A 13,496-nucleotide genomic window follows, 5' to 3' on the forward strand; every position below is an offset into this window, starting at 1 on the left:
CGATGAGAGAGGTTGTAATTGTTGACGCAGTCAGGACTCCGATTGGTAAATACAACGGCAGCCTGCGCCAGATCCGTCCTGATGATTTAGGGGCAGTTGTCATTAAGGCACTAATTGAGAGAAACCCTGGCGTTCCTCCAGCAGGAATTGAAGAAGTCGTGCTTGGGAATGCAAACCAGGCAGGTGAAGATAACCGCAATGTTGCCAGGATGTCAGGTCTTTTGGCTGGCCTTCCAGTAGAGGTTGCTGGGACGACCATCAATCGTTTGTGCGGGTCGGGGTTAGATGCGGTAAACTATGCGGCCAGGGCAATTTTAGCCGGAGAAGGTGACATCTTCATCGCAGGAGGAACCGAAAGCATGACACGAGCACCATTTGTCATAGCAAAGCCGCAGGCAGAGTTTCCAAGAGGAAATATGGAGATGTTCGACACAACGATTGGCTGGCGATTCGTGAATGACAAGCTAAAGGAAATGTACGGTACGGACAGTATGCCGGAAACAGCCGAAAACGTTGCGAAAAAGTATGATATTTCCCGTGCGGCTCAGGATGAGTTTGCTGCTGAAAGCCAGCTTCGCGCACAAAAGGCTATGGATGCAGGGCGATTTGAAAACGAAATTGTCCCTGTTATATATGCGGATAAAAAGGGTAATACAATGATCATAGATCGGGATGAGCATCCGCGACCAGGTACGACAGCGGAAAAATTGGCAAAGCTGAAGCCGCTCTTCAAGGATGGAACGGTCACTGCCGGCAATGCATCCGGTGTAAACGATGGTGCTTCTGCATTACTGTTGATGAGCCGCGAAAAAGCAAACGAACTTGGAGTGAAGCCGCTGGCCCGTTATGTTGTTTCAGCGACGGCAGGCCTGGAGCCATCACTTATGGGAATGGGGCCGGTTTATGCTGTGGAAAAAGCGTTAAAACGAGCGGGATTATCTGTTGCAGATATTGACCTTATCGAGCTGAACGAGGCGTTCGCCGCCCAGTCACTCGGCTGCATCCAGGAACTAGGGCTCGACCAGTCACGTGTCAATGTCAACGGTGGTGCTATCGCTTTTGGCCATCCGCTCGGCGCAAGCGGTGCAAGGATATTAACGACTCTTTTGTATGAAATGAAAAAGCGGGATTCCAAATACGGTCTTGCGACAATGTGCGTTGGAGTAGGCCAGGGAATTGCAACGATTATCGAAAATATAGGAGAGAACTAAATGAAAAATATCAAATTCCAGAAAGAACAGCATATCGCTTATATTACGATCGATCGTCCTGAATCACTAAACTGCTTTAATTTTGAAACGCTGCAGGAACTTGGCAGTGCAGTAGAAAGTCTGCACACCGATCCTGATGTCAGAGTGGTTATTTTTACAGGAGCTGGAGACAAGGCATTCAGCGCCGGTGCAGATTTGAAGGAACGGAAAAATCTCTCAGAGGCTGAAGTACGAAGAAATGTGAAGAAAATCAGAGATGTATTCAGTGCGGTTGCTGAATTGCCTCAGCCAACAATTGCAGCAGTAAACGGTTTTGCATTTGGCGGCGGATTCGAATTGATGCTAGCATGTGATTTTAAAATCGCAGCAGAAAATGCCTTGATGGGCATGACTGAAGTGAGCTGGGGAATCATTCCAGGTGCTGGTGGAACACAGCGGCTATCAAGGCTGATCGGCGAGATGAAGGCGAAGGAATTGATTTTTACAGCAAGGAAAATTTCTGCGGAAAAAGCTCTTGAGCTTGGGATTTTAACTAATGTCGCAGCCAAAGAAAATGTCATGCCAGCTTGCAAAGAACTAGCGGAAGAAATCCTCCAGAATGCACCCATAGCAGTAAGGCAGGCGAAGTATGCGATCCAGCATGGCAGCAGCACTGATCTGCAGACTGGGCTTGCAATTGAGTCAAAGGCTTATGAGGTAACAATTCCAACAAAGGACCGCGTCGAAGCATTAAATGCTTTCAGTGAAAAACGCAAGCCAGTTTTTACAGCAGAATAAAAAAATCCATAGGGAAAATTTCCTATGGATTTTTGCTATTCAAGCAAATTGTTTTTGCAAAATAATGATAATACTGTAAAATGTTCTATAACGGATTTTATCCGTTCAACTAAAAAAACGAGGATGACATAAGCTTGAATACTAGATCAATGATTTTTACACTTTATGGTGACTATATATCCCATTATGGGAGCAAGATTTGGATTGGCAGCTTGATTAGGCTGCTTAACGAATTCGGGCACAACGATCAGTCTGTCAGAGCCGCCATTTCCAGGATGAACAAGCAAGGATGGGTCCAGGCTGAGAAGATTGGCAACAAGAGCTATTACTCGCTGACTCCCCGCGGCCAAAAAAGGATTGATGAAGCGGGTAAGCGTATCTTTAAGCTGAAGCCTGAAGAGTGGGATGGCAAATGGAGAATCCTGATGTATACGATTCCTGAGGAAATCCGGAATGTCCGTGACGAGCTGCGGAAGGAATTAATCTGGAGCGGATTTGGTTCAATGTCAAACAGCTTTTGGATCTCTGCCAACAATCTCGAAAGGCAAGTAAATGATTTAATAGAAAAATACGAGATTAAGCAGTATGTTGATTTCTTTGTGGCAGAATACAATGGTCCCCATGAAAATCAGAGATTGGTAGAAAAAAGCTGGGATTTACATGAAATCAATGCAAAGTACCAGGATTTCATCAGTGAATACAGCCAAAAATACATCATCGATAAAAACAAGATCCAAAAGGGAAGCATGTCAGACGCAGAATGCTTCGTGGAGCGGACAAAGCTTGTCCATGAATACAGAAAGTTCCTGTTCTTCGATCCGGGACTTCCGGAGGAGCTTTTGCCTGAAAAATGGCTCGGAAGCCACGCAGCCTCACTTTTCAGCGAATACTACAAGGAGCTGGCCGAGCCCGCATCCCGTTTCTTCGAGTCTGTCTTTAAAGAAGGCAATGAAATTAAGCACAAAGCCGTTGATTATGATGTAATGGACCATCCGTATATCATGGAATAATGATTAGAGGCATAAACCTGCTTGGGTTGTGTCTCTTTTCTTTTTTTTACAGGCAAAATCGTCATTGTCATATAAAGGGGCAGATCATACGGGTTAAAGAAAACAATAAACGCCCAATAACAATCCAGAGTGAAAAATTCGAAGCGTGATGATATGTGAAAGGGCACGAGAACAATTGGAAGAGAAAAACGCTCGCAGAGTTGTTATAGGAAGAGGTACGAGAACAAATGCAAGAGTAAAAATCGGTGCCGAGTTGTTATGGGAAGGGGTCCGAGAACAATTGAAAGAGAAAAACCGGTGTCCGAGTTGTTATGGGAAGGGGTCCGAGAACAACTGAAATAGAAAAATCAGTGTCCGAGTTGTTATGAGAAGAGACACCAGAACAATTAGAAGAGAAAAATCCTTACAGAGTTGGTTTAAGTTCAGAAGTATCCACAAACCTTCAACACTCCAAAATGATCATCAAAAATGTACTCGTCAAAGGGAAAAATCAATATATATCGAATATGTACAAGTGTAAAAGGAGGAGTGAAGAATGAAAAAAGTTTTAGCGCTCATTTTCATTCTGTTCCTAATATCAGGCTGTAACGGTTTAAATTTGCCTGGTAATGCGTTTAATGGTAATCCATCAGCTGAGGACATCCTGGCTGACAACCCAGATGCGGATATTTTTGTCATGGATGATTACGTTTTTTCCAAGGCTGAGCATGTAGAATGGGTAAAGCAGCAGGAATATGAATTAGGTGAACAGGTTGGTGAAATTACCAAACAAACATCTGATTCATGGCGTTTTAAAGAAGGCACGGCTAGTAAACTTCCAGTTGGAACAAAAATATACGAAACGGATGCTCCGTTTTATATCGCAATTGTAGATGGAGAAGAAAAGGCCTATATAAAACTAGTAGAGGGTTAAGACCTGACGTGCGTCTATTTTTTCATCAAAATAGGACAATGTACGTTCGATGAAGAAGTATGATTTTTAAAACAATTTTATAAGGTGGATGTTTTATGGAATTCAGAGAAGTAACGAAAAATGCGTTTGTTCTTGTCGGCTACAGTGCGGCGGGCAAATGGGGAGCTGAAATGGATTATCCTATTCCAGATTTATGGGGAAAAGCTGAGAGGTTTATTAAAGATGAGAAGGCAGATAAGATTGTTGGAGTTTGCCTGCCTCCAAGGAGCGATGATTATTATTATACTTGTGGCCTCGAATTTGCAGAAGTCGATTATCATAAAGTCGAAAGCGGAATGACTCTGCATACATTTCCAGCACATAAATATGTAGTGTTCAAACATACTGGCCCTTCTGCAGAAATACCGAGTACATACGGGAAACTATGGGAAACATTTGACCGTGAAGGATACAAGATCATGAAAGGAATGCCAGAAATAGAGGTTGTGGAAGCTGGGATGTTTGGAAAGGAAGACTTGGCGGAATACGAGATGGAAATCTGGGTTCCGGTTGAATCATAGGAAAAAGCCTGAAATTTCTTCAGGCTCTTATTTAACGAAATAAACTAAACCCTCTTTAAGTGCTCTCGGTATTCCTTGCCCTTTTGGACATATGTATCGATCGATAACTGAATCAACTCCAGATCTTTTTCGCCAATTTCCCTGACGACCTTTCCAGGTGCTCCAACTACTAAGGAGCGCGGTGGGATTTTCTTCCCGGCAGGTATCAGAGTATTAGCTCCGATGATACATTCCTCGCCAATTTCTGCGCCATCAAGAATTGTCGAGCCCATGCCAATGATGCATCTTTTTCTGATGGTGCAGCCATGAAGAATGGCGTTGTGGCCAACGGTCACTTCATCTTCAATGATCAGAGGAGAACCTTCATACAAGTGGCAAGTGACATTGTCCTGAATGCTGCAGCTTTCCCCGATAGCAATCGTATCCTCATCTCCGCGCAAAACAGCATTGAACCAGACACTTGAATTTCTGCCAATTTTCACGTCGCCAATAATATAGCTCCCTGGTGCCTGGAACACAGTTTCATCAACTGAGGGTTTTTTATCCAGATAAGAAAGAATCATGTAACCACTCCTTTTCTTTATTGTCTAGCTGCAGCGCCTAGCCCCTCGGGTCATACGCCGTCTCTCTACAGAAATCAGGATTTCTTGCGAGAGCCGTCTTATGCCTATCGGGCTTGCCTAGGATGAGCTGACGTCGATGTTGCCACAGGCGGTGGCGTATTTAGTCGACGTTCCTTTATTCAAGGCGCTTTCGATTTTCTAAATTGTCTTAATTTTAAAATTAGTATAACATTATTATAACGAAGGGGGAATTTTTGTGAATGGTATTACTTCTGTTCTGGGCATAAAATATCCAATCATCCAGGGTGGAATGGGGAATATCAGCAATGCTGCTTTAACCGCTGCTGTTTCAGAGGCGGGTGGTCTTGGTACGATTGGTGCTGGAACGATGTCCGCCGATGAAGTGGAAAAGATAATGGTGGAAACAAAAGCCAGGACATCCAAGCCATTTTCTGTGAATGTGGCATTAAGTGTATCTCCTAATGCGGTGGAAGTGCTGAGACTTGCTGTCAAACATAAGGTTTCTGTTGTAACCCTTTCAGCAGGCAATCCAGCACCATTTATTCTAAAACTGCATGAAGCAGGTATAAAAGTGATTGCTGTTGTTGCTTCAGTAAAACAGGCGAAGAAAGCGGAAGCAGCCGGAGCAGATATTTTAGTAGCTGAAGGATATGAGGCTGCAGGTATCAATTCAAATCTTGAAACTACTACTCTGGCACTTATTCCGCAGATTGTCGAACAAGTTAACATACCTGTAGCTGCAGCTGGAGGGATAGGGGACGGCAAAGGTCTTGCTGCCATGCTGGCATTGGGAGCTTCTGGGGTCCAAATGGGAACAAGATTTATCGCTACCAGGGAAGCTCCATTTCATGAAGCCTATAAGCAAAAATTATTGCAGGCAACCGATCATGAAACGGTCATTGTGGGGAGGTCTGTTGGAAGAATCCGCAGGCTGTTGAATACACCATACGCAGAGAAGCTGCTTGAGGCTGAAAAGCAGGGAATCACCGCAGATGAGTTTGCTGAGCTGACTTCGGAAGAACTGCATAAAAAAGGTGCGCTCGAAGGGAATACAGAGCGAGGTTTCATGAATGGCGGACAGGTCTCCGGATTGATTTCCGATATACCAACTGTTCAGGAACTGCTGGATCGCATGGTTAAAGAGGCGAAGGAACGGCTGCAAATTTCACTAGAGTTAATATGAATGATTAAGCATGCTTCGAAAAGGGGCGTGCTTTTTTTGTCTATGAAAAAAGTTTTTATTATTTTCGTAAAACATATTGCTAGTTGAGCCAAGTGATGGTTTAATTAATAATTAAAAATCGAAACATACTAAATGTTCGGAATATTATTGACACTATTTTTGCCCGGTGTTAATATAACGTTATATTTACGGTATCTATAGTGAATATCATACGTTTTGAAATCGTTTTCAAATACTTTCCAAGTTTAGTACAACTCATGCAAAAACTGTTTCAAAATTGGTGCGTTCCGGCTGCCTGCAAGTCTTAAGTCTACATAGTAGTTTTTGCCGGTTTATAAAAATATCAAGGGGGATCTTTATGAAAAAATCATTAAAAGCTATTTCTCTTGTCTTAGCCAGTGCCCTATTAATGGCTGGATGCGGAGGAAAGGAAGCATCAAACGGCGCTTCTGACAAAAAGCAGTACAAGATTGGGTTGACGCAATTTGCAGAGCATCCATCACTTGATGCTGCAACAGAAGGGTTTAAAAAAGCTCTTGAAGATAAGGGATTCAAAGAGGGCGACAATGTGAAGTTTGACTTCCAGAATGCACAGGCTGATATGAACAATACAGCAACGATTGCAAACAATTTTGTCGGCGACAAAGTAGACCTCATTTTTGCAAACGCAACTCCTAGTGCAGTTGCAGCACTTAATGCAACAAAAGATATACCGATTATCTTTACTTCGGTAACGGATCCTGTAGGTGCAGGTCTTGTCGAATCATTTGATAAGCCAGGAGACAACATTACTGGTACGACCGATAATCATCCAGAAGCAACTAAAAAGACGATTGATTTTATGACAAAGGAAGTCGGGGCGAAGAAGATCGGCGTCATCTTCAATGCTGGTGAGCAAAACTCTGAAGTCCAGCTGAAAGAGGTCAAAAAACTGGCTGAAGCAAATGGTGCGAAGGTTGTTGAAGCGTCTATCTCAACATCTGCTGAAGTAAAACAGGCAGCTGAATCTCTCGTTGGCCGTGTAGATGCCATTTATGTACCGACTGACAATACAGTCGTTTCTGCTCTTGAATCAGTCATTTCTGTTGCGAATGGAAAGAAGATTCCTTTATTTGTAGGAGAACTTGATTCCATGAAGCGTGGAGCGGTTGCGGCAAGCGGATTTAACTACTACGACATCGGTTACCAATCAGGGCTGATGGCTGCAGAAATTTTATCAGGCAAAAAGAAAGCATCTGAAATTCCTGTTGAGCTTCCTGATTCATTGACACTGACAATCAATAAAAAAGCAGCTAAGGAACAAGGCGTCGAAGTGAAGGAATCTTGGGGAGAAGACGCTGAGTTTTACGAAGAATAAGAGAAAGGATGATACATCTTGTTTACTGCAATATTCGGAGCATTTGAGTCAGGTATCATTTATGCGATTATGGCTCTCGGCGTATATTTATCCTTTCGGGTACTAGATTTTCCAGATTTGACGGTTGACGGCAGTTTCGTAACAGGAGCTGCGGTTGCTGCCATTATGATCGTGAACGGAGTAAATCCATTTGTTGCGACAATGACCGCGCTGATTGCAGGCTTCATCGCTGGCTGTTTAACTGGCATTATCCATACAGTCGGAAAGGTCAACGCACTGTTGTCAGGTATCCTGATGATGATTGCCTTGTATTCTATCAACCTCAGAATTATGGGTAAATCGAATGTGCCTTTGTTAAATACAGATACTGCAATGACTGCTGTAAGAGACTTTTTCGATAAAACGGGCATTGATTCATTTTTCAACGGTATTCTGACAGCAGCTGGACTTGGTGACAGCCTGCCAAGAACATGGGGAATCCTTTTGTTCATGGTGATTGTAACTTTTGCTCTAAAATTCATTACCGATGCATTCCTAAAAACTGAAATCGGTTTGGCCATTCGTGCTACAGGTGATAACAAAAGGATGATCCGGAGCTTTTCTTCCAATACGAACTTAATGATTATTCTCGGCCTTGGCCTTTCGAATGCGATGGTTGCTTTTTCTGGAGCATTGATTGCCCAGCAAGGGGGCTTCGCGGATGTTGGGATGGGTATTGGGATGATCATTATAGGCCTTGCTTCTGTTATTATTGGTGAGGCACTTTTCGGGACAAAATCGATTGCAAGAACTACACTGGCTGTCATCGGCGGTTCGATCATTTACCGAATCGTTGTAACGCTGGCACTAAGGGTAGAATTCCTTGAGCCAGGAGATATGAAGCTGATTACAGCAGTCATTGTTATCCTTGCGTTGACTGCACCTAAAATGATTGATAGCTACAAAGAGAAAAAACGGAAGGTCAAAAGGCAGCTTGAAGGCTTGCAAATGGTAAGCTTACCTTCTGAAGGAAAGGGTGAGGCTGGTGCTGCACTTAAATCAGATTCATAGAGTCTTTAACGAAGGTACGCCAGACGAAAAGATTGCCCTTGATAATATCAATCTCACTTTGAAAAAAGGGGATTTTGTTACGGTAATCGGAAGTAACGGCGCCGGTAAATCAACGTTGATGAATATCATTTCCGGCGTAATGCTGCCTGATCATGGGCAAGTATCACTGGATGGAAGAGATGTCACGTATATGTCTGAGTACAATCGCTCAAAAATGATTGGCCGTGTATTCCAGGATCCGATGGCTGGTACCGCACCAAGCATGACAATTGAGGAGAACCTCGCAATTGCCTATTCAAGAAACAAGCGCCGTTCACTCGTGCCGGGTGTGACGAAAAAGCGCCGTGAACTATTCAAAGAAGTACTGGAATCACTGCACCTCGGTCTTGAAAATAGGCTGAATGCTAAAGTAGGATTACTGTCTGGAGGAGAGCGGCAGGCTTTGTCACTGCTGATGGCGACATTTACAGAGCCATCGATTCTCTTGCTTGATGAGCATACTGCAGCCCTTGATCCATCCCGTGCTGAGCTGATCACGAATTTAACAAAGGAAATTGTCCACAAATACCATTTGACGACTTTGATGGTCACGCACAATATGCAGCAGGCATTGGATCTTGGCAATAGACTCATTATGATGGATAAAGGACAGATTATCTTTGAAGTGAATGAGGAACAAAAGGCAAAGCTGACAATCGAAGACTTGCTCAATGAATTCCAGCGCATTCGCGGAACGAAGATGGCAAGCGACCGGGCATTGCTCAGTTAACAGAAGAAGGATTAAGCAGCTATATGGCTGCTTGGTCCTTTTTTTGTTCACTTTTCAGGAAGGCTCTGTTAAAGCTGAATGTTGATTTTAAACCCTGTTGATTGTAGTGGAAGGCGCGTAGACTCCTCCGAAAATGCTAACGCATTTCCATCGTGCGTGGGCAGGTTCTAGGAAGCAAATCAATGTCCTGCCGGCTCAGCGCCAGCCCCGCGGAAAGCGAAGCGCCTGGAACGTAAATCAACAGCCTTGTTTAACAGAGCCTTCAGGAAAAAGGAGAAAATTATATCACGATTACTTTTGAGAAAATACCAAAATTTCTTACAATTTATTGACCGTTTATTTAACGAAATGTTATGATAACGTTAAATAAACGTTATACATATTTACAACTTGGAAAGGTGGGATATGATGCACGATGGCTTAACAGCAGGGCAATCGGCCACCATCAATGTCATCGTTACATCAGAAATGTTTGCTAGCTTTGAAGGAAAACTTATTCACCCGGTATACTCTACAGTATCAATGGTCTATCACATGGAATGGGTCTCAAGAAAAATTATCCTTCCGTATTTGGAGGATCATGAAGAAGGGATGGGCGGAGCAGTGACTGTGAAGCATATTGCCCCATGCATTGAAGGTGCAGAGGTATTGATTACTGCGACTGTTACTGATGTGCATGCGAATATCATTATCACGAACGTGAAGGCTGAAAGCCGTGGTCGGCTCGTTGGGGTTGGAGAAGTGAAGCAAGTCATCCTTTCAAAAACGAAAATAACTGAATTGTTAACAGGAAGCTAAAAATTTTTGCACTAAAATGAAAGCGCTAACACGGTTTAACGGAATAAAGGGGGAAAGAGAAATGGATATGTTTGAACAAATCAGGGAGCACGAACAAGTTGTATTTTGTAATGATGAAGCAACAGGGTTAAAGGCGATTATTGCGATTCACAGTACAAGGTTAGGACCTGCCTTAGGCGGATGCCGCATGTATCCTTACAAAACAGTCGATGATGCATTAGAAGATGTGCTGCGCCTTTCAAAGGGAATGACCTATAAATGTGCTGCTGCAGATGTAGATTTTGGCGGAGGAAAAGCGGTGATTATCGGTGACCCAACTAAAGATAAGAGTCCGGAGCTATTCAGGGCATTTGGACAATTTGTTGAATCGATCCAGGGCCGTTTTTATACAGGTACGGACATGGGAACCGATCCAGAAGATTTTGTTCACGCATTAAAGGAAACAAACTGCATCGTAGGTGTGGATGAAGTATATGGTGGCAGCGGGGATTCTTCCGTTCCGACCGCACAGGGCGTTATATATGGATTGCAGGCAACCAGCAAAGCACTTTGGGGAACGGACGATTTATCCGGAAAAGCCTACGCGATCCAGGGTTTAGGGAAGGTTGGCTACAAAGTGGCAGAATACTTGCTTGAGAATGGTGCCGATCTATTTGTGACAGATATCAACCAGAAGGCAATCGACCAGATTGTGATGAAAGCCGGGGAAATGGGTGCAGGAATCAAAGTAGTAGGCAGTGATGAAATTTACTCCCAGCCAGCTGACATATTCATTCCATGTGCAATGGGAGGAATTATTAATGATGATACAATCCCGCAGCTTCAAGTCAAAGCAGTTGTTGGATCTGCAAATAATCAGCTGAAGGAAGTGCGTCATGGCCTTGTTCTTCAGGAAAAGGGGATTCTTTATGCTCCAGACTATATCGTCAATGCCGGGGGCTTGATCCAGGTAGCCGATGAACTCTATACGCCTAATAAAGAGCGTGTCCTGCAAAAGACAAAAGCGATCTATAATTCCCTTTTGAATATATACAGCCAGGCTGAACGTGAAGGAATCACAACAGTAGAAGCGGCTAATAAATTCTGTGAAAACAGGATTGAGGCAAGAACGCGACGCAATAGCTTTTTCTCTCATATGAAGCGTCCAAAATGGGCAGTGAGAATGTAATAGATTCATAGTATTTTCAAATAGACTTTACAAAAGGGTGAGCCGATGGATAATCTTTTTCCGATTTTTCAGGTAATGGATCAAAACGGAAATATCGTGTCCGAGGAACATAAATATTTAGTTACAGAGGAGCGTGTGAAGAAATTCTTTTCAGAAATGATCAGGATCCGTATGTTTGACCGAAAATCAATCAGCCTGCAGCGCCAGGGAAGGATCGGTACGTACGCTCCATTTGAAGGCCAGGAGGCTTCTCAGGTGGGTACAGCGCTTGCGCTGAAAAGTGATGACTGGATGTTCCCGACATATCGTGACCACGGCGCGGCGATGGTTTTTGGCCATTCACTAAGAAACATTTTATTGTTCTGGAATGGACGGAATGAAGGCTGCGTGCCGCCGGATGGTAAAAAGATTTTCCCTCCGGCTATACCGATCGCAACACAGATTCCGCATGCTGCGGGTGCAGCGTTTGCAGAAAAACAAAAGGGAACGAAGAATGCCGCAATCTGCTATTTTGGTGATGGTGCGACTTCCGAGGGCGATTTTCATGAAGGCTTGAATTTCGCAAGCGTCTTTAAGTCTCCTGTTGTTTATTTTAACCAAAATAATCAGTATGCGATTTCTGTTCCAATCAGCAAGCAGATGAATTCCGCAACGATTGCCCAAAAGGCGATTGCTTATGATATCCCGGGTGTAAGGATTGATGGGAATGATGTATTTGCCGTTTATCTTGAAACAGAGAGAGCACTTGAACGTGCTCGGACCGGGGAAGGTCCTACATTGATCGAATCGGTGACGTGGAGATATGGTGCCCACACGACAGCTGATGATCCGACAAAATATCGAGACCAGGGAGACAGTGCCGTTAGGCGGATGGAAACAGACCCTTTACTTCGACTTGAACGCTGGATGAAAAATGAAGGCATATATGATGAAGCATGGGTTAAGGATATCGAAGCGAAAGCGAGTGCAGAAATTGATGCTGCTGTCCAGGAAATGGAGGACTTCCCGTCAGCCGATCCTGCAGTGATTTTTGATTATGTATTCGAAAAACCGACATGGACGATTGAGAAGCAAAAGCGGGAATATCTTGAGCTGATCGGTGGTGAAGCGAAATGAATACAGCTGTTCAATCAAAGACATTAACGCTCGTTCAGGCTATCACGGATGGTCTTGATACGATGCTGGCTGAAAGCAAGGATGTCATTCTTCTAGGAGAGGATATCGGAAAAAATGGCGGAGTGTTCCGCGCTACAGACGGACTTCAGGAGAAATACGGTGAAGAACGTGTGGTCGACACTCCATTAAGTGAAGCCGGCTTTGTCGGAGCAGCAATCGGCATGGCAGTGAATGGCTTCCGTCCTGTCGTTGAAATTCAGTTCCTTGGTTTCATTTATCCTGCATACGAACAAATCATGACCCACGCATCAAGGTTGAGGATGCGCACATTGGGCCATTTTACAGTGCCGATGGTCATTCGCGCTCCATATGGTGCAGGAGTTCGTGCTCCGGAAATCCATTGTGACAGTACTGAATCACTTTTTACCCATATGCCGGGAATAAAGGTCGTATGTCCATCAAACGCTTATGATGCAAAAGGTTTGATGATTGCGGCGATTGAAGATCCGGACCCTGTCTTGTTCCTTGAACCGATGAGGAGCTACCGCTCTTCCAGGGATGAGGTACCTGAGGGCAAGTACATCGTGGAAATCGGGAAGGGCAAGAAGCTTACCGAAGGAGAAGATGTCACCGTCATCGCATGGGGAGCAATGATACCTGTTGCCATGAAGGCAGCTGAAGATATGAAAAATAAAGGGATCGACTGTGAAGTGCTTGATTTAAGGACTCTTTATCCAATTGATAAAGACCTGGTCATTGAGTCTGTCCAAAAGACAGGTCGCACAGTCATCGTCCATGAAGCACACGCGACCGGAGGAACAGGCAGCGACCTGATTTCCCTGATTAATGATGAAGCTTTCCTTTATCAAAAAGCTCCTGCAGAACGGGTGACCGGCTATGATACGCCCGTGCCTTACTTTGGATTCGAAGACCATTATCTGCCGACCCCGAAAAGAGTCGCAGCTGCAATTGAGAAAGTGATGAAGTTTTAGGAGGCGTG

Annotated in this window: 14 protein-coding genes; 13 read left to right on the forward strand and 1 reads right to left on the reverse strand. The window is 44.1% G+C overall.

Translation table 11 applies throughout. The features are described 5' to 3' along the window. Positions 1–2: 2 nt before the first annotated feature. From AABM38_RS09360 to AABM38_RS09380, 5 genes are all read left to right on the forward strand, one after another. Positions 3–1,211 carry a thiolase family protein gene (locus AABM38_RS09360; RefSeq protein WP_423410119.1) on the forward strand — a complete coding sequence of 403 codons (1,209 nt, stop codon included), beginning with the start codon at positions 3–5 and terminating at the stop codon, positions 1,209–1,211. After that, positions 1,212–1,988, forward strand: a complete 777-nt coding sequence (locus AABM38_RS09365; protein ID WP_423410120.1) for an enoyl-CoA hydratase-related protein — start codon at positions 1,212–1,214, stop codon at positions 1,986–1,988. Between the two features lie 134 nt (positions 1,989–2,122). Then, positions 2,123–2,998 (forward strand): phenylacetic acid degradation operon negative regulatory protein PaaX, encoded by an 876-nt coding sequence (paaX, locus tag AABM38_RS09370; RefSeq protein ID WP_335377471.1) that lies wholly within the window; start codon positions 2,123–2,125, stop codon positions 2,996–2,998. 535 nt (positions 2,999–3,533) lie between these two features. Further along, complete coding sequence (locus tag AABM38_RS09375) at positions 3,534–3,911, forward strand: hypothetical protein (RefSeq protein WP_423410121.1); 378 nt, start codon at positions 3,534–3,536, stop codon at positions 3,909–3,911. 95 nt (positions 3,912–4,006) lie between these two features. Continuing rightward, on the forward strand, positions 4,007–4,471 hold the full coding sequence (locus tag AABM38_RS09380) for a GyrI-like domain-containing protein (protein ID WP_423410122.1): 465 nt from the start codon (positions 4,007–4,009) through the stop codon (positions 4,469–4,471). A 44-nt stretch (positions 4,472–4,515) separates the two neighbouring features. On the opposite strand, the gene AABM38_RS09385 is transcribed toward AABM38_RS09380, so the two are convergent. Further along, the gene (locus AABM38_RS09385; protein WP_423410123.1) at positions 4,516–5,034 is read right to left on the reverse strand and encodes a gamma carbonic anhydrase family protein; all 519 of its coding nucleotides are present in this window, start codon (positions 5,032–5,034) and stop codon (positions 4,516–4,518) included. 256 nt (positions 5,035–5,290) lie between these two features. On the opposite strand from AABM38_RS09385, the gene AABM38_RS09390 reads away from it, so the two are divergent. The 8 genes from AABM38_RS09390 (at position 5,291) to AABM38_RS09425 (ending at position 13,488) form a co-directional block, all read left to right on the forward strand. Continuing rightward, positions 5,291–6,238, forward strand: coding sequence for an NAD(P)H-dependent flavin oxidoreductase (locus AABM38_RS09390; RefSeq protein ID WP_423410124.1), 948 nt, complete (start codon positions 5,291–5,293; stop codon positions 6,236–6,238). Positions 6,239–6,596: 358 nt separating this feature from the next. Further along, on the forward strand, positions 6,597–7,595 hold the full coding sequence (locus tag AABM38_RS09395) for an ABC transporter substrate binding protein (RefSeq protein ID WP_423410125.1): 999 nt from the start codon (positions 6,597–6,599) through the stop codon (positions 7,593–7,595). Positions 7,596–7,613: 18 nt separating this feature from the next. Then, positions 7,614–8,645 (forward strand): ABC transporter permease, encoded by a 1,032-nt coding sequence (locus AABM38_RS09400; protein ID WP_423410126.1) that lies wholly within the window; start codon positions 7,614–7,616, stop codon positions 8,643–8,645. Further along, positions 8,620–9,414 carry an ABC transporter ATP-binding protein gene (locus AABM38_RS09405; protein ID WP_423410127.1) on the forward strand — a complete coding sequence of 265 codons (795 nt, stop codon included), beginning with the start codon at positions 8,620–8,622 and terminating at the stop codon, positions 9,412–9,414. The genes AABM38_RS09400 and AABM38_RS09405 overlap by 26 nt, the downstream gene beginning before the upstream one ends. Positions 9,415–9,822: 408 nt before the next feature. After that, the gene (locus AABM38_RS09410; protein ID WP_423410701.1) at positions 9,823–10,212 is read left to right on the forward strand and encodes a thioesterase family protein; all 390 of its coding nucleotides are present in this window, start codon (positions 9,823–9,825) and stop codon (positions 10,210–10,212) included. 61 nt (positions 10,213–10,273) lie between these two features. Beyond that, on the forward strand, positions 10,274–11,380 hold the full coding sequence (locus tag AABM38_RS09415; protein ID WP_423410128.1) for a Leu/Phe/Val dehydrogenase: 1,107 nt from the start codon (positions 10,274–10,276) through the stop codon (positions 11,378–11,380). Between the two features lie 45 nt (positions 11,381–11,425). After that, positions 11,426–12,496: a pyruvate dehydrogenase (acetyl-transferring) E1 component subunit alpha gene (gene pdhA, locus AABM38_RS09420; RefSeq protein ID WP_423410129.1), complete on the forward strand. Its 1,071-nt coding sequence runs from the start codon at positions 11,426–11,428 to the stop codon at positions 12,494–12,496. Further along, the gene (locus AABM38_RS09425) at positions 12,493–13,488 is read left to right on the forward strand and encodes an alpha-ketoacid dehydrogenase subunit beta (RefSeq protein ID WP_423410130.1); all 996 of its coding nucleotides are present in this window, start codon (positions 12,493–12,495) and stop codon (positions 13,486–13,488) included. Before pdhA ends, AABM38_RS09425 begins: the two co-directional genes overlap by 4 nt. Positions 13,489–13,496: the final 8 nt, after the last annotated feature.

The organism is Heyndrickxia sp. MSNUG (assembly GCF_049532715.1).
Classification (GTDB): Bacteria; Bacillota; Bacilli; order Bacillales; family Cytobacillaceae; genus Mesobacillus.